General features: G+C 40.6%; 12 protein-coding genes. 5 read left to right on the forward strand and 7 right to left on the reverse strand.

From position 1 onward, the window contains the following. Positions 1–61: 61 nt before the first annotated feature. A complete protein-coding gene (locus ACPZ3T_RS10695) occupies positions 62–4,552 on the reverse strand; it encodes a CHAT domain-containing protein (RefSeq protein WP_490276051.1) in 4,491 nt (1,496 codons plus the stop codon). Between the two features lie 211 nt (positions 4,553–4,763). Between ACPZ3T_RS10695 and ACPZ3T_RS10700 the strand changes: the two genes are divergently transcribed. The 4 genes from ACPZ3T_RS10700 to ACPZ3T_RS10715 all read left to right on the forward strand — a co-directional run bounded on the left by ACPZ3T_RS10700 (position 4,764) and on the right by ACPZ3T_RS10715 (position 10,541). Beyond that, positions 4,764–6,545: a tetratricopeptide repeat protein gene (locus ACPZ3T_RS10700; RefSeq protein ID WP_490276053.1), complete on the forward strand. Its 1,782-nt coding sequence runs from the start codon at positions 4,764–4,766 to the stop codon at positions 6,543–6,545. A gap of 531 nt (positions 6,546–7,076) precedes the next feature. Next, positions 7,077–8,852: a sensor histidine kinase gene (locus ACPZ3T_RS10705; RefSeq protein ID WP_490276055.1), complete on the forward strand. Its 1,776-nt coding sequence runs from the start codon at positions 7,077–7,079 to the stop codon at positions 8,850–8,852. Positions 8,853–8,916: 64 nt separating this feature from the next. Continuing rightward, a complete protein-coding gene (gene dacB / locus ACPZ3T_RS10710; RefSeq protein ID WP_490276056.1) occupies positions 8,917–10,380 on the forward strand; it encodes a D-alanyl-D-alanine carboxypeptidase/D-alanyl-D-alanine endopeptidase in 1,464 nt (487 codons plus the stop codon). Continuing rightward, positions 10,374–10,541 (forward strand): hypothetical protein, encoded by a 168-nt coding sequence (locus ACPZ3T_RS10715; protein ID WP_490276058.1) that lies wholly within the window; start codon positions 10,374–10,376, stop codon positions 10,539–10,541. Before dacB ends, ACPZ3T_RS10715 begins: the two co-directional genes overlap by 7 nt. Before the next feature lie 45 nt (positions 10,542–10,586). Here the strand turns inward: ACPZ3T_RS10715 and ACPZ3T_RS10720 are convergent, their stop codons facing one another. From ACPZ3T_RS10720 to ACPZ3T_RS10735, 4 genes are all read right to left on the reverse strand, one after another. Next, on the reverse strand, positions 10,587–10,796 hold the full coding sequence (locus ACPZ3T_RS10720; protein ID WP_490276060.1) for a hypothetical protein: 210 nt from the start codon (positions 10,794–10,796) through the stop codon (positions 10,587–10,589). Between the two features lie 305 nt (positions 10,797–11,101). After that, entirely contained in the window at positions 11,102–11,404 is a 303-nt protein-coding gene (rbp, locus tag ACPZ3T_RS10725; protein WP_490276062.1) for an RNA-binding regulator, read from the reverse strand. A 287-nt stretch (positions 11,405–11,691) separates the two neighbouring features. Next, positions 11,692–12,186 carry a peptide-methionine (R)-S-oxide reductase MsrB gene (gene msrB, locus ACPZ3T_RS10730; RefSeq protein WP_490276064.1) on the reverse strand — a complete coding sequence of 165 codons (495 nt, stop codon included), beginning with the start codon at positions 12,184–12,186 and terminating at the stop codon, positions 11,692–11,694. A gap of 94 nt (positions 12,187–12,280) precedes the next feature. Next, complete coding sequence (locus tag ACPZ3T_RS10735; protein WP_490276066.1) at positions 12,281–13,372, reverse strand: FUSC family protein; 1,092 nt, start codon at positions 13,370–13,372, stop codon at positions 12,281–12,283. 320 nt (positions 13,373–13,692) lie between these two features. Here ACPZ3T_RS10735 and ACPZ3T_RS10740 point away from each other — a divergent pair, with 320 nt between their 5' ends. Beyond that, positions 13,693–17,016: a GAF domain-containing protein gene (locus ACPZ3T_RS10740; protein WP_490276068.1), complete on the forward strand. Its 3,324-nt coding sequence runs from the start codon at positions 13,693–13,695 to the stop codon at positions 17,014–17,016. Between the two features lie 144 nt (positions 17,017–17,160). Here ACPZ3T_RS10740 and ACPZ3T_RS10745 read toward each other — a convergent pair whose 3' ends face one another. Together ACPZ3T_RS10745 and ACPZ3T_RS10750 are read right to left on the reverse strand one after the other, a co-directional pair. Next, a complete protein-coding gene (locus ACPZ3T_RS10745) occupies positions 17,161–18,237 on the reverse strand; it encodes a hybrid sensor histidine kinase/response regulator (RefSeq protein WP_490276070.1) in 1,077 nt (358 codons plus the stop codon). A 12-nt stretch (positions 18,238–18,249) separates the two neighbouring features. Further along, positions 18,250–23,490, reverse strand: a complete 5,241-nt coding sequence (locus ACPZ3T_RS10750) for a PAS domain S-box protein (protein WP_490276072.1) — start codon at positions 23,488–23,490, stop codon at positions 18,250–18,252. Between the last annotated feature and the right edge of the window lie 289 nt (positions 23,491–23,779).

Consider the following 23,779-nt stretch of genomic DNA (forward strand, 5'->3'; position numbering starts at 1 on the left):
CCCCAATCCCCAATTCCCCATGCCCATTCTTAATTACGAATTACGAATTACGAATTACGAATTACCAAGGGTTGCCAATCATGGTAAATGCAGACCAAAAATAGGGATGGTTGATGTTTTTGTTACCAAGTTTAGCTAAAACTGGGGGTAGGGTGACATCACCTCTAGTAGTGGCTAGTTTACCATCTTCTAGCCTGATCTCGCCTTTGAGGGCGGCTACTTGGGCTTGGCGGAGGGCTTCGGCTTTGATGGGGGCTGTTTTTAAGCGATCGTAAAATTCACTGATGAAGCCTAATGTGCCTTCGTCGGAAACGTACCATAAACTTGCTAATACTGACTTTGCACCAGCTTGCACGGCAAAACCAGCAAAACCTAACTCTGCGGTTTCATCTCCGAGGGCAGTACGACAAGCACTTAATACTACTAATTCTACAGGGGGGTTATTCCAACTAAGTCTGCGGATTTGATCCATTTGTAGTTGACTGTCCCAAAGTTGAATGTAAGAATTACTGGGTGCGCCGGGTTTAAATTCGCCGTGGGTGGCGAGGTGGATAATTCCAAAGGGTGTCTGTTGGCGTTGGTTTTGCAGGTTTTTGAGGGTAAAGGCTTCGTTGAGGAAGGCTTTACCAGGCCATAGGCGCGGTGTGATGGTTTTTAGTTCTGTGGGTACGGCTGGTAAGGGTTGCTGAGTGGTGAATTGAGATGCACCCATACCCAAAACTTTGGCGTTTCTAATATCTACATATTGGGTATCGGTGAGGCTGAGACTGGGCATTAAGCCGACACTATATTTTTCAACTAAATATTGTTTACCATCATAAAGGGCGGCAACGGGTAGCGATCGCAATCCACTATCCATAATAAATACGAGGTTTTGAATTTCTCTGGCGGTTAAATCAGTCTCGATGGGTTGAATTAACCAGTCATATAGTTGTTTGGCTGCATCAAAATAATCCCGTCGCAATGCGGGATCTGTAATGCGGCTTTTGAAAGTTCTAGAAACTCCTAAAATTTGCGATCGCGTAATCGGTAAAACTTTACGAATTGGTGTACCATTACTAGTAACTACGAGTAATTCTAAGCGATCATCTGGAGATATAACATCTAGTGCTTTTGTCTTGGTGACTTGATTAGATGTAGTGGTGAACTTGGGAACAAAACTAACGTATATTAACGCAGGTTTTACTCCCGTAGCCTTTTCAATATCCTGTAAAATAGTCTGGGCTGTGTTGGTAGTGGCTATTTTGGTGGGGGTGTTTCTGCCTAAATATTGTTGAACTTTATCTGTAAATTTTTCTTCAACTTCTCCGACATTTGGATCAATTTTGACTCCGGGAATTATCGGAGTGGGGATAGGATTAGGAATATTATCTAAGGTGCTGGGGTTGGGAGCATTATCAGGAACGGCTACTTGAATAGTGATATCTTGGGGGGGAGAAAAAGAAACGCGATCGCTAGCATTAATACTAAAAGCTGTAATATTACCTTTGGCATTATTAGGCGGTGTGTAAACTAAAATTGTATTCGGTTGAAGTATTGTTCCTGGTGTGACTGGTGTACCATCTGGGAATGTTAAACTACCAGCTTTTAATTGTGTGAATCTAATAGTTAGATTATCTTGATTCACATCATTTTGCCCAACATTTAAATTACTTAATGTAAATGTTATAGTCTGACTCCCTTGAGTTGTGGGGATATTATTGTTAGCTGTTAAAGTGGGTGGTGTATTAATAGAATTAATGACTATATTATTGGGAGTATTCGGATCTGTTCCCCCATTGGGTAAAACTGGAAATGTATTAATTGGTGAAGTCGGTGTAATTTGAGAACTACCTGTATTAATCCTACCTTGAGTACCATTGGCACTAGCATTACCCACTATAAAAGGAATATTATCAGCACCACCATCATGCTGAATTGTCACCACACCTGATATAGTATCTCCAGCAGTAAAAATCGTACCAGGAGATATACCCTCACTGGGAATTTGTCCTAATCCCCTGACAACTCCATTAGCGAGAATATTCACATTACCTGCTTCCGCGTCACCAAAACTAAATACACTAGCATTAGTGTCAATGGTATCAAAAGTAATATTTTTACCTGCATTTAAATTGACATCACCACCAACAGCACTACCATAAGAACTCAAAGCGAAAGCGTTAATTTCACCTGTAGTAATATTTCCTGGTGTAGTAATGTTAACTGAGCCAGCAGTCGCATCATTAAATTCAAAGTTTGTAGCGAAGGAATCAATATCACCTGTAGTAATATCACCGCTCAATGATTGTAAAATAACTCGTCCCGCTACACCAGTACCAGGAAGACTAGTTTGAATATCTCCCACTTGAATATTCCCAGGGTTAGAGGCTGTTGCACTACTATTAAATCCAGTTCCTGATGCTGTTACCGGAAAAGTGTTAGCAGGTAACTCTAATACACTCAAACCTGCTCTTAAAATTAAAGCAGGCTCAGTGGCTAAAATACCTATATCCCCTGTACAAATAGTATAAATCGAACAAAGTGTGGTGTCTGCACCAATAATTTCAATATCACCCGCAGTAATACTACCTGTAGATTCTACTTTTAAAGCTGGGCCTGTATAATCATTAAAGCTGACATCTCCATTGGCACTAATGATGGGGTCATAAAGACTAATAAAACTACTTCTATCGCCAGCATTATTGAGAATAGAAAATTTACCACCACTAGCAAAATGAGTATCGAGAGAAATTTTACCATTACTCACTAAAGTTAAATCACCACCACTAATAAAAGTAGTTCTATTAATATGATTAATTGCTAAAATATCAATACCTTGATTACCTTGTAGATAGAGATTTTTTCCCGCCGTAATAGCAACAGCAGAATTTGTACTATCACGCACTAGCAAAGTATTGTGAGCAATTAAATTTAAATCACCAGTCGTATTAATTTTGCTTTCCGGTAAAATTAAATTTTGGTGAGCATAAACATTAACTGTATCAGCATTCGCTGTTTTAACTACCACATCACCATGATTAACCTGCAACCCAGAACCAGTTAATTCCACTTCACCATTACTATTCACTATAAATTGTGTGGCGTGATTTCCTGTGCCACCTGTTAATAATTGTGGCAAAGCATAAGATGAATGATTATTAACATCAGAGGGATGAATAATTTCCAGACTTAAGAGATTGCCAGGAATGCTCAAACGCACTAAGCTAGAACCGGGGACACTAGCCACAGTAATACTACCCCCCGGTGCAGCCAAGTTTCCGGTGCTGGCGACAGTACCACCTAATAAAGTTAAGTTATTCCCTGGGTTAACCGTAAGATTTGCAGCATTAAAAATTGCCCTTGGGGAGTTAGCATCAAATGCAAAACTTTGGGGTGTCCCCATCAATGCAGCATAATTATTCCAGCCATGAGCCTGAAAATAACTATTACTAAAACCAATGCGGTTAGCAGTAGTCGCTGTAAATGATGCGGGGACATTTAAACTTGCGTTATTGCCAAAAATAATGCCATTGGGATTGATTAAATATAAATTGGAGTTACCACCAGTAACTTTAATCATGCCATTAATTAATGACGCATCATTACCTGTCACCCTGCCTAAGATATTTTGAATTGATGGCTGAGAAAGAAAGTTAGCTGTTTGCTGGGCATCTAGACCAAACTGTGAGAAACTATGAAAAAGATTAGCGCGATCGCTACTTAAACTCCCGCCACTAATCTCAATATTATTACCTTGAGTATTGACGATAGTTCCCGTACCATCATGCGCCGGGATAATTGATTGTGCTTGTGCTAGATGGGGAAATAACCCAAACAATAAACAACCAGCAGCTACACTAATTGATTTAATCTGGGAATTGCGTCTTTTTTGGGCTTTCTTAACAGCCTGGTTAGCAAATCTAGCCTGTAAAAGTTTATATTGATGCGATATATTTTCAGTATGTTGGCGATAATAATACAGTGGCTGAAAAATATGCTTAACTTGAGCAACTTCTGCCAGACGCAAGCATAAATCATAGTCTTCCACATATTTAAAAGACTCATCAATTCCCCCGGCTAACAGAAACGTTTCCCGTCTGATGAGTCGGAAATGAAACGTCATAAATTTATGCAAAAGTTGATGATGGTTATAGGGAATCAAACAACGATAACCATAGCTGAGAATTTGATTGTCAGCATCAATATCTAAATAATCAGTGTATACCCAACCAATATCTGACTGTGCATCTAACACCGCAGATGTTTCTTGTAAAGCTGTCGGTGCTAACAAATCATCACTATCTACCCAACCAATATATTTACCACAAGTTTGAGCGATCGCGTTCTTTAAAGCCTTTGTCGTTCCTTGATTTTCTCCTACCACCACCCGCACCCGATGATCAAGTTTCTCATAGCTACGGGCAATAGCTACAGAATTATCACTAGAACCATCATCCCAAATTAGCAGTTCAAAATCTCGTCGAGTTTGCGCTAAAACACTCTCAATCGCAGCACCAAGATAACGTTCTCGATTATAAACTGAAATAATAATAGAAATTACAGGCTGCATAAATTAATTTTTCCAAAAGTCTTCTGAACTTGAAACTAATAGGCATTTGGCAGCATTTTGTCATGATTCAGGTATAGTAATAATTGATGTTTGCAAATGTTTGCATACCATCAATAAGCTGCCTGATTTTTGCTATATTTCTATCCGTATAGACTTTACCCTTTCCTAACCGTTAAAAAAACTTCATTAAACTTAAATTTTCCTAATTTATATGCAAAAAATATTCACCAAAAGTCAAAAGCCTGCCTTAAAACTCCGCGCCACTCGGCGTAAAACTCTGGGTAACTTGGCGTTGCCAAAAATCAGCTTGAATAAAAACTACTTATTCATCTTCACCTTATTAATTACCACTTGGCTAGTCCCCAAAACCTTATTAGCTCAAGAAAAACTCGAAATTAAAGACTTTGATTACTGGGCAAGTTTTTGTAAATTACTAGCAGAAGAAAAGAAATATGAAGAAGCGATCGCAGCTTGCAATCAAGCTATCGCACTTAAACCAGAAAACGCCGACATTTGGGTACAAAGGACAGAAATCTTAATCAAACAAGGCAATAATACCGAAGCTTTAGTCTCCGCCGAACGCGCTTTAAGACTCCAACCCAAATATTCTTTAGCCATAGCCCAACGTTGTCAAGCATTATTAAATTTAAATAAATATAGTGAAGCTAACGCCGCCTGTGATTTAGCCTTACGTAGTGATGGTAATTGGGGTGATAATACAGCAGGATTAGCATGGTATAATAAGGGATTATCAGAAACTAAATTAGGACAATTTAACGAAGCGATCGCCTCATTTAATCGAGCCTTAAATCTCGATGCTAAAAATTCCTTAGCCTTAGTAGGTAGCTGTCAAGCATTAACAAATTTAGGCAGATTATACGAAGCGATCGCCGCCTGTGATGCAGCCATCAAAGCTAATAGTAATTGGGGTGATAGTTCCCCGGCAATTGCTTGGTATAATAAGGGTTTAGCACAGCAAAAAAATGGTCAAATCGAAGAAGCGATCGCCTCATTTGATCAAGCCATTGCCACCAATCCCAAAGATGCAGATATCTGGGTAACTCATGGACAAGCTTTAGCCTTAGTAGGGAAACCAGCACAAGCTAGTATTTCCTTTGAATTTGCAGTCAAATTAAGCCCTAATTACTCTTTAGCCTTAGCACATCAAAGTGCCACATTCAACAAATTAGGCAAATATAAAGAAGCTCAAACAGCCAGTGAACAAGCCATCCAAGGTGATAATCGCTGGGGTGATATCACTCCCGCCTTAGCATGGGAACAGCGAGGAATAGCAGTAGCTGGAATGGGCAATTATGAAGAAGGATTAGCATCAATAGAAAGAGCGATCGCCCTCAATCCCAACCACGCCGAAGTATGGAATAATCGTGCTGTAAGTCAATGGTATTTAGGCAGATATTCCGATGCACTTGCTAGTAGCGATCGCGCCACTACAATTAATCCCAAATATGCCCAAGCCTGGTTTAATAAAGGTAGAATCCTCAAATCATTAGAACGCTATTCACCAGCATTAACAGCATACAATCGAGCCTTAGATTATAGTCAATCTACTGACAATACATTACTAGCAAATATTTGGGCAAATCGCAGTGTAGTTTTATGGCATTTATCACGCCATCAAGAAGCCTTATCCTCAGCCGATCGCGCCATTGGGATCAATCCTCAATTCTCCCCAGGATGGTACAATCGCGGAGTAGCACTATTAAATTTAAGACGCTACGAAGAAGCAATTACTGCCTACAATCGCGCCGATACTCTCACCCCCAATGATGCTAATATTTTGCTAGGTAAGGGAATAGCCCTATTAAAATTAGGCAAATTACCAGATGCGATCGCCGCTTTTGAAGCTACCTTAAAAATAGATCCACAGAATACCTTAGCCCAAAACAATAAAACTATTGCTGAAGCACAATTGCCAAAACAATCAGAACAGCAAACACCAAATTTACCAGTAATTCCACCTAATAAGCAATAATTGCAGTAAATGTAGGGTGTGTTAGGCGTAAGCCGTAACGCACCGCAACTTTGGAAATGGGTTAGTAAAACAACTTACCTATCTATTCAAAAATCAAATATGACTCCTATAGCTAGTAGGGTGTCTTAGTAAGCCGTAACGCACCGCAACTTTGGGAATGCGTTATTAACATACTTCCTCGAATTTAGATTTCCTCAGAATTTCCTCAGAATTATTGTTTAACCTAATAATCAGTTAGTTGGGTTAGGGAGAAAAGCGGGGACAAAAAACGTGTTGGCTGACTATCATGTCCCCATCTCTCCTCATTTATGATCTAATTTTCCTATTTTGGCTGACTTTTTATTTAGGGATTGTATTTTTCAGAAATTTTAAATACAACTGATTGACTAACCAAAATCATTATCAGCTAATGCACAGCTAAATTGTATCACTACTCTTTAGCCTCATTAACTGTCAACAGTCAAATCCACAGTTAATTTAATGTACAAATCATACCAATCACTAAAATCCTTAAAATCCTCAGTCAATACCGTGCTATCAAAAATTGGTTTCAAACAATGGCAAAATAACCTCAAAGTTTCACAAAAAATCACCTTGGGTTATTTTGTCGCCATTGGTACGGCTGTAATTGGCACAACAGTTGGTATTATCACTAGTGAAATATATCAGCAAATTGCTGATCATGAGCGAGAACATATGCACCAAGAAGTAGAGATGCTGACTGCATTGCAAGTAAATATATTGCAGTCTCGAACTCATGAACAAAAGCTGATTTATTTAATTACCGAACCAGCCAAACTTCGCCAAGAACATATTCATTTAAACCAACATTTAGCTATTGTTAATGAGAAATGGCGTGAATTGCAATTATCTCTGTCTCAAGATCACCGTGATAATGAAATGCACACTCATGCTTATCCCCGTTTTTTGCAAACATATCAAGGTGTAATTGAACAATATACCCAATCACTAGAAACATTACTCCAACAGATAGAAAGCTCTCATCAAAACACAGCAGTAATTACCAAGCAGAGAAATTTATTAGTTCACTTTACTAACAGCAATGCAGCAATTAAATTTGAACAATTATCTGATGAATTACAAGTTTTAATTAATGATTCCCATCAAGAATATACAGTTGCATTACAGGCTGTAGAAAATAGCCACATAATTCGCTTTTTAATTATCGCTGTAAGTATGGTGTTTTCCCTAGCGATCGCCTCTATTATAGCTAAATATAACAGCCATACCATTACTCGCCCTTTAGAAGCAATCACCAAAGTTGCTCAGTTATCTGCCTGGGAAAAAAACTTTGATTTACAAGCATCAGTCACCACTAACGATGAGTTACACTTTTTAGCCGAGTCTTTCAATCAACTCATCAATACTGTCAAAGAATTGCTACAAAACCAAGAAAGTAAAAATGAATATCTACAACAAAAATTAATTGAATTAAAACACACACAAGCACAGTTAATTCAAAGTGAGAAAATGTCCAGCTTAGGACAAGTTGTCGCCGGATTAGCTCATGAAATTAATAATCCTGTCAACTTTATTCATGGTAATCTCAAATACACTAAAGAATATACTAACGAGTTACTAGAATTATTACAAATTTATCAAAAATATTATCCACACCCTCCACTAGAAATTCAAACCAGACTTGAGGAAATTGAACTTCCATTTCTGACTCAAGACTTAAGCAAAATTCTGCAATCTATGCAGGTAGGTACAGAACGCATTCAAAAAATCATCCTAGCACTTAGAAATTTTTCCCGTCTAGATGAAGCAGAATTAAAAACAGTAGATATTCATGAAGGAATCGAAAGTACCTTAATGATTCTCCAAAGTCGTTTGCAGGCTACATCACAACGCCCAGCCATAGAAGTAATTCAAAAATACAATCCCTTACCTTTAGTAGAGTGTTATCCTAGCCAACTAAATCAAGTATTCATGAATTTACTCAATAATGCAATTGACGCATTAGAAGAAAAAGCCATCAAAAATCAATTAGCTATTCAAGATCATCATTATACAATTCATATTCATACTCATAAAATTGATATCAATCGAGTAGAAATTCGCATTATTGACAATGGTTGCGGTATTAATAATGACATTCTACAAAAACTTTTTGATCCCTTCTTTACAACTAAACCAGTCGGCAAAGGTACAGGCTTAGGCTTATCTATAGGCTATCAAATTATTACTGAACAGCATAGAGGAAAATTAACTTGTAACTCTGCACCAGGTGTAGGTGCAGAATTTATCATGCAAATTCCTATCCAACAAATCCTCACTTCATAGTTAGAATTTTATTAATCAACAGTTATCAGTTATCATCAACCAGTAGTGTTTATAACTCTCAAGGATGTTAAAAAAAGTTCATATTGGCTTACTCTCACTGTTAGTTAGTGCAAATATTGGCGTAACACCGCAAGTTGTTAAAGCCCAAGCCCCAACTTCAGTATCAAATACCACCACATCAATTTGCCCGGTTCAAATAGCCACAAAAATAGATGCAATAGTTAATCGTCCCCTATTTAAGCGAGTGCGTTGGGGCATTTTAGTCCAACCATTATCATCTCAACAAACTGTCTATAGTCGAGATAGTCAGAAATATTTTATTCCTGCTTCTAATACCAAGCTGCTAACTACAGCTGCTGCTCTAAAACATCTAGGAGTAACCTTTCGCTTTCGTACCTCAATTTATCAACACGAAAACGGTATTTTTAGCATTGTTGGTAGAGGAGATCCCAGCCTCACTGATACCCAATTACAATTACTTGCCCAACAGCTAAAAAAGCGGGGTATTTCTCAAATTCAGCAGTTAATTGCCGACGATGGTTATATTCAAGGAGATATTGTTAACTCCACTTGGCAATGGGAAGATGTACAGTCAGATTATGGTGCGCCAGTTAATAGTTTTATTCTCAATGAAAATATTTTTGGCTTACAAATTAAACCCCAAACTGTTGGTCAAACTACTCAAATTCTATGGGATGATAATAACGAGGCTAGACGTTGGTTATTAGTTAATCGTTCTGTAACAGTTGCTGAAAAACAACCCAGTTATATTAATATCAGTCGAGATTTTACAGGTAGAATCCTACGAATAGAAGGACAAGTAGCAGCCAATTCTCAACCGTATTTAGTCAATTTGCCTGTGATTGATCCTAATTATTATTTCTTAAGGCGTTTGCGGGCAGCTTTAGCCACAGAACAAATTAGTTTAGGACAAACATTAGTTGCTCATAGCAAGAATAATCAACGGGAAGTAGCATTTGTTGAGTCACCACCTTTATCTGAATTAGTGATGCAAACTAACCAAAATAGTAATAATCTCTATGCAGAAGCTTTGTTAAGAGGTTTAGGCGTAGAACAAACCAAACCAACAAATAAAAACACTGCTGATATAGGTTTGGAAGTTATTAAAAATAGTTTAACTCAGTTAGGAGTTGACCCCACAGGTTATAAATTGATAGATGCCTCCGGTTTATCCCGACGCAATTTAATTACCCCTGAAGCATTGGTACAAACTCTACAAGCAGTAGCCAAAAGTCCATTTGCTAATTTATATCGTGCATCTTTACCCACAGCCGCCAAAAGTGGCACTTTACGCAACCGTTTCCGTAATACCCCCGCCGAGGGAATTGTTCAAGCTAAAACAGGCACATTAAGCGGTGCAATTTCTCTTTCAGGATATATAAATCCACCTCAATATGAGCCTATGATTTTTAGTATTATGGTGAATCAATCTGAACAGCCTGCAAGTGTTTTACGGCAGGCAATGGATGAAATAGTTGTCTTGTTAGCGCAATTACAGCGTTGTTAAACAGATACCTCGTAGGTTGGGAAGCCATCATCTTGAGTGGGTTTCCCGACTTGGGGCGAGTGGTGTTTGATGCAAGGAAACTCAACACCAAAAAACCTGGCTATGATTGGGTTTCACTCCGTTCTACAGAACCTACATTTATTTTTCGATTCCCAGCGTGAAATGACAGGGTTATGTTGACAATCAAGACTGAAGTTAGGTAGTTTTTAGCTTACCAAGTCAACTAAGGCATCATCCCGAAAGCGAACTACACTTGAGACTAGGCAACCACGATAATGTTGCGATGTGAATACTGAAAGAGTGATATTCATCTGCTCACTAGTTGAAATGCTTTTAACTTTGCAGATTTGCATTTTATTATTACAGTAGGCGACTATGCGATCGCCAACTTTGACATCTAATGCTTTAATTTTCAAGTGAGCCTCAAACTAATTAAGGAGTTTACTTAGTGGAAGTTAAATATATAACTATACTTAACTTAACTAAGTAGTGTCTACTTTAATTATAGCAGTTTTTAATCAATTCTAGAGCCAGTCAATAGCAGGTGAAAGGGAACAGACAACAGGAATGTCTGTGACTCTTGATTTTAAAATTCCCCCAGGAAACGTAGACAAGGGAGTTGATGTGATGCGAAAAAGGCTCAGGAAAATATCCCTGAACCTCGACTAACTCAAATTAATTTTTTGCCAAGAGATTAGCTTACATGGCGAAATATGTGAACTTAGTAGCGATTATTTCTACCGTAGCCACCACGATTTCCACCACCAAATGAGCCTCTTTCTTCTCTAGGTTTAGCCTTATTAACTTTGAGGTCACGTCCCATCCATTCTGCACCATTGAGGGCATCGATAGCAGCTGTTTCTTCAGCTTCTGTACCCATTTCTACAAAACCAAAGCCGCGTAAACGGCCTGTTTCACGATCAACAGGTAACTGAACACGCTTGACAGAACCATATTCTGCAAACACAGCGTTTAAATTTTCTTCTGTAACTTCGTAAGATAGATTTCCTACATAAACTGACATAAATTTCTTCCCAAATCATGAGTGTGGAGAGATTTAGATTTCGGAGAAAAGTTTGTCAATACCAAAAACAAAAAGCCTGTCAATACTAAAAACAAAAGCTGTTAACCGAATCAATTCTCAAGCCTCATTATTACATACTAGATAACTTTTAGGGGATAACTGAGAAAAAAAGTTATATAAAGTTATATAAGCGTCCAGGAAGGTGCGTAAGCTTGTGGAAATATCCAAACGAGGGGAAGAACTAGTACACATGGTATACTTGTTCTTCCCCAGATAGGACGGTTGATTTAAGCAGGAAGGAACTTCAGGGCTACGCCATTCATGCAATAACGCTGGCCTGTGGGTGCAGGGCCATCTTCAAAAACATGGCCAAGATGACCACCACAACGGCTACAATGTACTTCCACCCTGGTCATAAAAAAAGACCGATCTACAGTAGTAGCAATCGCACCTTCAATGGGGGCAAAAAAGCTAGGCCAGCCAGTACCACTGTTAAATTTAGTATCAGATGTAAACAAGGGCTGTTCACAGGCAGCACATACATAAGTACCCCCACTATATTGTTTATCTAATGGGCTAGTAAAAGCGCGTTCTGTGCCATGTTGACGTAAAACGCGAAACTGTTCTGGCGATAAAATCGCACGCCATTCTGCGTCAGTTTTAGTAATTTCAAACTCTGTATTAGAAGTTGCCATGATATTTGACCTCTTTAAAAGCATCGGCGGGAGTAAAGCTGTGCTAACTAATGCAGCACTAGTTTGGAGAAAATAGCGTTTGTGCATATATATATATTAAGGCAGGGGGCAGGGGGCAGGGGAAGGGAGACAAGGGGGACAAGGTAGACAGGGGAGACAGGGGGGTTAAATTTATCAGGTGTCAGGTGTCATTTAATATGCTTGCCATTCTTTGTAGTTTTCTCCCTACTTCTTCCATTGTGTAAAAAAAGGTGAAAAATCGCAGTAATTCATCTATTTCTTGGTCTATTTGAGGAAGTACTGGCAGTTGGTGTAATTTTTCTGTGGCATGATTCAAGGCAACTTCTATTTCTGGCCAAGAGATTGGAGTGTGAGGGGATTTAACGGCCATTGCTAAAGTTAGCATTGCATTTTGACTTTCTTGTGCTAGTTCGCTAATCTGCGGTGAGAGCATTTGCCAGAAAGTATCTTGCTGTCTAGCTAGTACGGTATGTTCCATTGCTAAAATATGTTCCCAAATCCTGCGAATGAGAAATTCCCAAGCTTCATTGATTTGTGTTCCCGGGGGTTCGCTGGTTTGTCCTTGTTTGACTTCTTGCCATAGTTCTCGCCCTGTCCGCAGGGATGTGATAATACTAAGTTTGAGAACATCTATCGCCGGACGGTCGTATGTGCCTGTAAATGCACAGTTAATCACTAGCGTGTAAAATTGTTCTAAATTGACTAGGGTTTGAGACAGACAACGCCGCAGTTCTTTGCTAGCACGGGCAGGAAATATCAAATTATTAACTAGTAAAGCTACGCCAATACCCAAAAGTGTTTCTAAAAATCTGTGCCAAGCGTATAGCCAGGGTAACTCACCATAACTCAAAATCACGATCGCAGATACATATCCCGCTAATTTAGTAGCTTCCTGAAATTTATCATGGGAAGCTAGAAATATCGTCAAAAATACACATATTCCCAGTGACCAAAAATTACTGCCTAATGTGGTAACAAATACTGCACCAGTAATCGCACCAATGGCTGTGCCAATCAAGCGCGCAATGCCCAGTTTGAAGGTACTACCGTGGGTAGATGACATGACAATAATAGCAGCAATCACGGCGTAAAATGGGTAATGGGATTGTAACCTCTCGGCAATGACAAAAGAGATGGTGGCAGCGATCGCCATTTTCACTGCCATTTTACTGCGTAAAATTAATGATAACCCTTGGGGAGTAGCTGCCCACACTGGCAATTGAGAAATAATTCGAGCAAAAAGCGATCGCACCTGAGCTTTGACCCTCCAAATTTTAGATTTATTTCCCCCACTGTCTTGCAGGGCATGAACCGAAAAACCTCAATCCAAAATCCCCAATTTAAAATCCTAAATTGGTACGGTCAAGATTCTCTTGCTCACATATCCACCATTCTTAATTTAAGCGCAGATATACAAATCTATATTGTTACTTATTGCGTTGAATCTCTCAGGATTAATAACATTTTTTAAGCTTAAAAAAACCTGAATTTTTACGTAAAATATCGAATGTATAATTATCAATAATAGCTTAGTCTATACTCAATCAGTTTGTATTCCCTAGGGCGTTTCCAATGAACTCAGCCAACGAGCAGGATGCTCAAAGTAGTATTCAGGAATCAGGCAATCTGACACAGCAGTTAATGCTACATCGCATCAGCAACCGGATTCGACAATCCCTAGAAATACAAGAAATCCTGTCTGCTACTGTGGCCGAAGTGCGGCTATTTTTGGGAACTGATCGAGTTAAGATTTACCAGTTTCAACCTGATGGTCACGGTTTAGTGATTGCCGAATCAATTTGTGACAATCGTCTCCCTTCTCTTTTAGGCCTGCATTTTCCAGCTGATGATATTCCTCCCTATGCCCGCGAACTGTATTTAAATGCAAGGCAACGCACAATTATTGATTCGGACTCCCATCAAATTGGCATTAGTCCCTTAGACTGTGTAGAAACAGGCGAATTGCTGGAAAATCAAGATATTCGTTATCGTCCTGTAGATCCTTGTCATCGGGAGTACATGAATGCAATGGGAGTTAAATCCTCGGTGGTAGTACCGATTGTCATTGAAGCGACAAATTCCGGTCAAGCTGCACTAGCAGATACGCTCAGTAATAAATACCTTTGGGGTTTGCTAGTCTCCCACCATTCCCAAGCCAGGGTGGTGACAGAAGAAGAACTATTATTTATTCAGTCTGTAGTCGATCAGGTGTCTATTGCTATTTCCCAATCAATTTTGCTGGAGCGTGTGCGGGAACAAGCCAAACAAGAAGCCCAGATCAACCGCATCACTACATTACTTTACACTACACCCACAGTCCAACTCAAAGCCGCACTTGAGGAAGTTGTTAATGTCTTTGAAGGCTCTGGTGGACGCTTATATCTGTGCAGTCAAAATCACACACAAAAAGCTGAAATATATGTCTGCGGTACACAGCCACAACCTATTGATCACAAAACTGGTAGACCAATTGAAGAAAATATCCTCTGGCAGAAGTATCTCAAATCAGTAGTCACAAAAATTGATCACCAAGAAAGTACAAATATAGCCAATAAACCCTGGTCGGTGCAATGGATGCGGGCGATGTATGCTTTGAAAGAAGTACCAGCGACATCAGAAATAGAAACAGATATTTGGGCGATCGCTGACATCTATCAAGAATCGCTATTGCGTACCCTCGCTTTTGCCTTTGAAGCCACCCAGATTCGGGGTGTGCTGATTATCCCACTTTATTTTGGTCAGGAAGTCCTAGGCAGTCTCAGTATTTTCCGAGATGAAGTTGAACAAAAACTGACATGGGCAGGTTATCACCAACCAGACACCCGCCAATTGTCCCCCCGCAAATCCTTTGAGGCCTGGCAACAAATTAAAAAAGGTCAAGCACAAGCTTGGACAGAGGCAAATATCCGCCTAGCTCAAGCTATGAGTGAGCGATTTTCCTCAGCTGTCAAACAATATCAACTATATAATCAAGTGCAAGTCCTCAATGCCAATTTAGAGCAGCAGGTACAACTTCGCACATTAGAGTTACAACAATCAACTATCATCGCTGACCAAAAGCGAACTTTAGCAGAAAAACTCGCCAAGGATCTGTCGGTTTTTGCCGAGCAACAGCAGACATTAATGGGTGTGATTACCAAAATTCGTGAGTCATTAGACCTCAGTAAGATATTTAAAGCCACCACTCAAGAAGTCCGCCAACTGCTGAATGCAGATCGCGTAGGGGTATTTCGCTTTGAACCTGACTCTGATTTTACATTAGGGGAAATTATCTCCGAAGATGTACGTCCCGGTTATGCTTCTGGTATAGGTATCCCCATCAGAGATGATTGTTTTCGTAACCAGATCAGCCAACAGTCCGACAAAAAATCTTACGCTCTTAATGACATCGACGCAGCCGAACTAGCACCTTGCTATGTAGCAACTTTAGCTCAATTTCAAATCAAAGCCTACCTGATAGCACCGCTATTTATTGGCGAAAAACTGTGGGGTTTACTGTGTATTCACCAGTGTTCTAGTGCGCGTCATTGGGGGAGAAAAGAACAAGAATTTATCACTCAAATTGCTACACAGTTAGGTGTGGCAATACAACAGGCCAAACTGCTAGAACAAGCAGAGAACATGAAAACAGCCGCAGATGCTGCCAACCAAGCCAAGAGCGAATTTTTGGCGAGCATGAGCCATGAATTACGCACACCCCTGAACGCCATTTTGGGAATGTCGGAAGGTTTACAGGAAGATATTTTTGGGGAATTAAATCCACTCCAAAAAAAAGCGATCGCCACTATAGAAAGTAGCGGCCAACATCTACTAGCATTGATTAATGACATCCTCGATCTAGCCAAAATTGAATCAGGAAAGGTGGAATTGCAAATTGCTCCCGTTTCAATTCATCACTTGTGCAGTTCTAGTATGAGTTTTATCAAGCAAATAGCTATTAGTAAAAATATTGAACTAAGTTTAGATATTCCCTGTGATGTTGATGACATCGCCTTAGATGAATTGCGGACTCGTCAAATACTAATCAATTTATTAAGTAACGCCGTTAAATTCACTCCATTAGGAGGAGCAGTCACACTTAAGGTTTGGCTAGAGGGAGTAGAGCAGGCAAGGCAGCCGGGATCTGGGAAAAAAGGAGACATTCCTCTCTCTTGCCCCCTAATCCCAGTCCCTGATCCCCCATCCCCTCAAATTAAATTCTCTGTGAGCGATACTGGTATTGGCATTGTGCCAGCAGATATACCCAAACTGTTCCAATCTTTTGTACAACTTGATAGCAGCCTCAATCGTCAATACGCTGGTACAGGTTTAGGGCTATCCCTAGTCAGCCGCCTAGTAGAATTGCAACATGGCAGTATCGATGTGGAGAGTGCTGTGGGAGAGGGTAGTTGTTTCACCGTCACCTTACCTTATTTTCCCATAGCAGAAAGGGAATACCAAACATTACAACCACAGACAACTTCCCAGCACAAACAATCTACCCCACTTGCTAGTTCTCCCCCCACCGATTATCTACCGCAAAAATTTTTGATTCTGCTAGCAGAAGATAATCAAGCTAACATCGATACCTTTTCTGCATACTTAACTGTACGGGGGTATGAGGTAATTATTGCCAAAGATGGCCAAGAGGCAATTAACCTTGCACAACAGTATAAACCTCAGATTATTTTAATGGATATCCAAATGCCGGGAATTGATGGACTAGAAGCCATACAACGTATCCGCAGTATATTAGAACTCGCCCACGTCCCGATTATTGCCCTCACAGCTTTAGCTATGCCAGGCGATAGAGACAAATGTTTGGCAGCCGGAGCTAACGAGTATCTAGCCAAACCAGTACAATTAAAAGAACTGCAAGCTACAATTGACCAATTTTTAGCAATTCGTAATTCGTAATTCGTAATTCGTAATACTCTAATAAAAGGGTTATACTTAATGATAAATTAGGAAATTTAGGTATTATATTGGTTTTAGGATTTGAATGTTTTGCCACATTTTAAATTATCAGTATAAAGTATCACTTTTAAATTTTAATTGGTATCAAACAGCCCCCAGAAAAATTGTAAAAATAGTGCCTTGGGGATGATTATCTTCGACGGTAATATTGCCGTGATGTGCTTCAATAGCCATTTTGCAAAAAGCCAATCCTAAACCAATTTGGGAAACTTCTGGCATTCGTTTGCCAATCTCATATTTTTCAAAAATGCTTTGGCGTAACTTCTCAGGGACTCCTGAACCAGAATCAACCACCTGCAATTTAGCACCTGTGGTTAAATACTCGGCTTTGAGGGTAACTTGAGAATTGGGTGGGGAAAACTTAATGGCATTGGAGATTAAATTATCTAGGAGACGGCGAAATATGGGTGCATCGACTTTGATCATGCCCCCAGGAGGGGGTAAGTCACTGACAAGATTGAGGTTTTTCTGCACAGCGATCGCTTCAAAATCTGCTAATGTGGAGATGCAAAGCGCACGCAGGTCTAGTTCTGTATAGTTAAGAACCATTTTACCAGATTCTAACTTGGCCATGATCAGCAAGCTATCAATCAAAGATTGCATTTGTTGAGATGCCAATGTGATTTGATCTAGCTTGCGTTGCTGTTGTTGGGGTGACAAGCCAGGTAATTGCAGAATCTCATTGGAGAGTACAATACTGGAGAGTGGATTTCGCAGATCATGAACAATCATATTTACCATGTCTTCTCGCAGATTTAGCAAACTCTGTAAATTATCGTAATGCTGCTTCATCCGCAACATAGACTGAACTCTAGCCCTTAACTCGATACCGTTGACGGGTTTACTAATAAAGTCATCAGCACCTGCGGCTATACACTCAGCTAAGTCTTCCTTAGCAGTTAATGCTGTCACCATAATAATCGGTACGGCTTGCCATTGTGAGTCAGCTTTGATACGTCGGCATACTTCCATACCGTCTAAATCAGGCATCATCACATCCAATAAAATCACATCTGGTTGAAAAGTATGAAGCCGATGAATTGCTTGTTGACCACTAGGAGCATAATGTAATTGATAATCTAGATTATCTAGCAGAGTTTCAATTACATCAAAGTTATCCGGTTCATCATCAATTACCAAAATAGAGGGTTGATTATTCATTGAAAATTTCCACTACCTCGTTAAAAGTTGTTGAATGGTCACTATCAGCTGTTTGAGTTTTACAGGTTTGGTCAAATATTCATTTGCACCGGCGGCTAAACAAGTTGCGCGATCGCTGGTCATGGCTAGTGCTGTTAAGGCAATAATGGGAATATCTACGAATTGTGGCTGCTCACGGATGCGGCGGATAGCTTCTAAGCCATCCATTTCCGGCATTTGAATGTCCATGACAATTAAGTCAGGATGTTGAAGATGAACTTGTTCAATGGCTGCTTGGCCATTATGAGCGATCGCTAAACGATATCCTCGACTTTCTAGATAGCCTGACATGGTATCAATGTTAGCTTGATTGTCTTCTACCACCAAAATCAAAGGATTGACCAATGTAGGTTTGTTGACTATCTTGATGGCAGAGGACTCAGATCGCCGTGGATATTGCAGTTGTTCTACGGTAGCTTGCAGTTGAGCGCGAGTAATCGGTTTCACTAGATAGGCAAATGCTCCTTGAGCTAATCCTTGCAGGTGTTCATCCACAACTGAGATGATCACAACGGGAATTTCTTGGGTTTGTGGGTGCAGTTTGAGTTGTTTGAGTACATCCCAGCCTGATAGGTTTGGTAGTAGCAAATCCAAAATCACTAGTTTTGGCTGTACACGTATCACTTCTTCTAATGCTCCTTCACCCATTGTATGGACGATACATTCCATACCCATTTCCTGAAGGTAGCGAGTAATTTGATCAGCCGCAGGTGTCGAATCTTCAATCAGCAACACAGGAGCATTTTTGCTCAGTAAGCTATCGGGGGAAAGTTCCGGGATGATTTGCTGGGAGAAAACACCATCACTTGTGATGTAGGGAATACGGACAGTAAAACAACTACCCTCTCCAGTTTGACTGCTGACAGTAACTGTTCCCCCATGTAAGGTAGCAATTCGTTTTACTAGTGCTAAACCTAAACCTGTACCGTTATATTGACGATTGAGGCTACTGTCTAACTGTATAAAAGGCTGAAATAGCTTAGTAATCTCCTCAGCCGCGATACCGATGCCGGTATCAGTGACGCAAAAACAAATGTGGGGGGATTGGGGATTGGGAGCAGGGTGCAGGGTGCAAGGGGGAGGAATTTCTGCTTTTCTTCCTTCCTCCCCTGCTTCTAGCCATACTTGCAGCATTACCGTTCCCCCTTCTGGGGTAAACTTGACAGCGTTGCTCAGGAGGTTGATGAGTACCTGACGCAAACGGCGATCGTCAGCTTGCATACTGCCAAGATGATCGGGAATATCAGTAATGAGGCGAATATGTTTTTTCAATGCCATCTGTTTAATCAAGGCTAAACTGGCATGACAAAGGTTGTGGATGGCAACTTCACTTAGTTGTAATTCCAGTTTGCCTGATTCGATTTTGGATAAATCCAGAATGTCATTGATCAGTTCTAGGAGATGTTTACCACTGCGCTCGATAGTAGCGATCGCTCTTGCTTGCTGTTGATTAATGTCTCCAAATACACCTTCCTGAAATCCCTCAGACATCCCTAAAATGGCATTTAAGGGAGTTCGCAATTCATGACTCATATTCGCCAAAAATTCATCTTTTAGGCGAGTGGCACGGGCTAGTTCGGCGTTAGCATTAGCTAGTTGTTCATTGGTATACCGTAGTTCTTCTTCTGCTTGTTTACGCTCTGTAATATCTTCGTAAGATCCCAAGATGCCAATCACTTCCCCTGTGTAATTAGTCAGGGGAATTTTACTAGTCCTCAGCCAAATGGGTGAACCCTGATCGTTTTCCATTGGTTCTTCGTAGCCTAGTTTGGCTGTGCCTGTAGCGATCACACTAGCATCGTCTACACGGTAATTCTTTGCTTGTTGTTGCCAAGGTAAGTCAAAGTCACTCTTACCGATGATTTCGTCAGGATGTGATAATTTGGCATCTCGCGCAAAGGCGGGATTACAACCCATATAATTAAGCTGACAATCTTTCCAGAACACACGTTGGGGAATTGTATCTAAAACTAATTGCAGCATTGTCCGCGATGCTTGCAATTCTTGTTCAGCTTGTTTGCGTTCCCGGATATCGAATAGGGTAGCGCGATTGTATAAATAATTGCCATCTGCATCCTTGACGGCAGTAGCACTCATCATCACTGGCAAGATTGTGCCATCTTTGCAGATCATTTCATACTCTAAATCTTTCACCCACCCCCGATATTTGAATTGAGGATAGTTTTGTAGAAAAGCCAAGCGACTGGCTACCGTAAAAAAGTTGACTAGGGGTTGACCAATCATTTCCTCACGGCTGTAGCCCAACCATTGTAGTGCCGTCTCATTCACCCGCATACATCGGCCTTCGTTGTCCAGGGAATGGTAGCCGCAAGGAGCTTTGTCGTACAAATCCTCGACTTCACGGGCATATTTAGCCAGTGCGGCTTCAGCTTGTTTGCGATCGCTGATATCAGTAATCCGCACTAAATTCATAGTATTTTCAGCTACGCTAATCGGCTTGGCGGCAGTGTTCCCCCAAAAAAATTTTCCTTGCAGCGTCACATATTGAATTTCTTGACTCCAAAATCCTTTGCTTTCCATTTGAGCAACGATGTTGGCCATTTCATCTGGAGAAAACTGGCGGTACTGGAGTGAATGTCCAGCAATCCCCAGTAGTTCAGCTTTATTAGCTGCTTCAAATAATTCTACGGCGCGCTGATTACAATCGAGGGTGAGTAGAGTTTGTGGATCAATAAGAAACAAAGCATCAGCCGATTCATTAAAAATGATCTTCAGTAAATCCCTATGACGAATTAGTTCTTGTTCAGCTCGTTTGCGATCGCTAATATCAAAGTTAACTCCGATCATCCCTAAAGGTTGACCTTGTTGGTCACGATTAAGCAAACCATAACCTTTAATGTAACGAATTTCTCCATTCGGTTGAATAATACGGAAGTCAACATCATATTCTTTGTTGTTTTGCAACACTTCTTGCATGGTGTCCCACATATAATCACGATCATCTGGATGGAGGGAATTAAACCAGATATCAAAGGTACAGGGAAAATTGGGGTCGCTGAAACCATAGAGTTCATACATACGCTGATCCCAAATCTGCCTGTTGTGGAGAAAATCATATTCCCAGATGCCAAACCCCCCTGATCTGATCGCCAAAGTCAAACGCTGGGAGAGTTTATGCAGCTTGGCCTCTGCTTTTTTGCGCTCTGTGATATCGGTGAGTGTGCCAACATAGCCAATAATGATGCCTTGGGGGTCAGTTTCTGGTTGGACATGGCAATAAAACCAGTTGATACTCCCATCTGGCAATAAATGTCTGCCTTCATTTTGATAGAGTTGTGGTTGGCTAAATCCTGTTTGCGACCAATCCCCGACAATGCGATCGCGGTCTTCTGGATGTAAGGCTTCTAACCATCCCATACCTAATGCAGACTCGATTGGTCTACCTGTCATTTCTCCCCACCACTCATTGACATAAACACAATGTCCCTCGGTGTTTAAACGAAAAATAGCCACGGGAGCAGTTTCAGTCAAGGTGGCATAGCGGTGTTCACTTTCTCGTAAGGCTGATTCTACTTGCTTTTGCTGGGTAATGTCATAGTTAATGCCTACCATGCGTTGCGGTTGCCCCTGCTGATTGCGTTGCACAATAGCCGAGGCATGAATATAGCGAATACTGCCATCGGCTCGGACAGTGCGAAACTCTACCTCAAATTCCCGCTTGCCTGCAATTGCATCTTGCAGAGCGGTTTCCGCTTCTGCCCGATCTTCGGGATGAACGGCGTTGACCCAATCTTGGTATGTGGCTGGACGAACAGACCGTTGTAAATCATACAATTCATACATCCGGTCATCCCAGTGGGCTTCGTGAAGCATATCCCAATCCCAAGTCCCAATATTCGCTGACTTGAGTGCTAAAGTTAATCGATCAGAGAGGTTTTTGAGCTGTTGTTCTGTTTGTTTGCGCTCAGTAATATCTAAGATAGTGCTAATTAACTGGACTGCATTTCCATTACTATCAAGTATGACTTCCCCCCGTGAGAGTAAATAACGTAAACTCTGATCTGGGCGATAACAACGATACTCTAGCTCATAACATACCCCTTGCGCGATCGCCTGCTGTACCACAAAGTCTTGATGTTGGCGATCGTCTGGATGTATGCAATCTAGCATTTCTGCGTAAGTCGGCATACCCAATTCAGGATTGCGCCCAAAAATCCGAAATAATTCTTCTGACCAAATAATCTCTTGGGTTGATAAATTCAGTTCCCAGCTACCTAAATGAGCAATTCTTTGAGCAGCAGTCAAGTTAGCAGTATGTTTGCGGAGTTGAGTTGCTATCTGTTTTTGCTGGGTAATATCTTTGGCAATACCCACACCGCCAATTATTTCTCCTTGGTGATTGTATAACGGTTTCACTGACAAAGATACAGGAAACCGCGAGCCATCTTTACGAATCAAAGTCCACTCCTCTTCTTGACTTTGATTTGTCAACACCAACTCTTTACCTGGGGTGATTTCTCTGCCTAATGCTTGTGAGCGTGCTTGTGCCTGTTGTTTAAGTTCCTCTGGATCATGGAACATTAAAGGAGTTACCCGATCTATGACTTCCTCAGCTGTATAACCCAACATTTTCTCGGCTGCTGGGTTAAAGGTTTGAATTATGCCCTCAGAGTTGGTAGAGATAATTGCATAATCTATACATTCGAGGATTGCTTGTTGCAGATTCATTAAGTCATATAATTGGGCTTGTGCTTGTTGATCAAAAAAGGTATGACTCATTCCCACTGCTGCTGGCTTCAAGCTACTGGAGAATCTCGTTTCACTCTCCCGCAAAGTTTTTGCAGCACGTTTGCGTTTTCTCAGCTGTCTTTTTTCCCGACTTTGTTTGACTGCATCATGAACTGCCTGTTGCAGACTTTCAGCTGTCATCTCATCTTTAATTAAATAATCTTGCACGCCGCTTTTCATTGCCTGGACTGCAATCTTGATATCCTGCTGTTCACTTAACAAGATGATCCCAGATGATGTATCGCTGACTAGTTGCTGAAATTTTTTCACCAACTCCAACCCTTGCCCATCGGCAAACTGAAAATTCAGTACAATCACAGATGGTATCCCCTGCTGACACCATGCCATTGCCTGTGCTGCTGTCTCAAACTCTAAAATATGATAGGTATATATTGTATCCTGTTGTAAAAATTGCCGAAGTTTTAAGCAATCTTCGCTACAATTATCAATTAGGAGTATGGTCACACAGGCGGGATTGTTCATAACTATAGCGATTGACAGGTGACAGGTGAGTCGGTGCGGTCTTGGGGTTTCCCCCATCAGCGACTGATGAACCCGAAGGGTGACAGTTGAAAGGCTTAAAAACCTTGTATTATTAGGGTTTTATCTTGGCTTGGTGTCCTAATCTATCTAGCTACGGCTATAGCTGTTAATCTTGCTCCTAACTAGTATGTTTAGTTGGTCAACTCTTCAGGGGGTGTATACTTTTCTAGTATGTTAAAAAATTTACTCCTATTGAGTCTGTCATCATAAA

It is taken from the genome of Aliinostoc maniaoense (genome assembly GCF_058172895.1).

Excerpts from the sequence above, each read along its gene's own strand:
- ACPZ3T_RS10745 (WP_490276070.1), bottom strand. The coding sequence starts at position 18,237 with ATGAATAATCAACCCTCTATTTTGGTAATTGATGATGAACCGGATAAC.
- ACPZ3T_RS10695 (WP_490276051.1), bottom strand. The coding sequence starts at position 4,552 with ATGCAGCCTGTAATTTCTATTATTATTTCAGTTTATAATCGAGAACGT.
- msrB (WP_490276064.1), bottom strand. The coding sequence starts at position 12,186 with ATGCACAAACGCTATTTTCTCCAAACTAGTGCTGCATTAGTTAGCACA.
- ACPZ3T_RS10700 (WP_490276053.1), top strand. The coding sequence starts at position 4,764 with ATGCAAAAAATATTCACCAAAAGTCAAAAGCCTGCCTTAAAACTCCGC.
- ACPZ3T_RS10740 (WP_490276068.1), top strand. The coding sequence starts at position 13,693 with ATGAACTCAGCCAACGAGCAGGATGCTCAAAGTAGTATTCAGGAATCA.
- rbp (WP_490276062.1), bottom strand. The coding sequence starts at position 11,404 with ATGTCAGTTTATGTAGGAAATCTATCTTACGAAGTTACAGAAGAAAAT.
- dacB (WP_490276056.1), top strand. The coding sequence starts at position 8,917 with ATGTTAAAAAAAGTTCATATTGGCTTACTCTCACTGTTAGTTAGTGCA.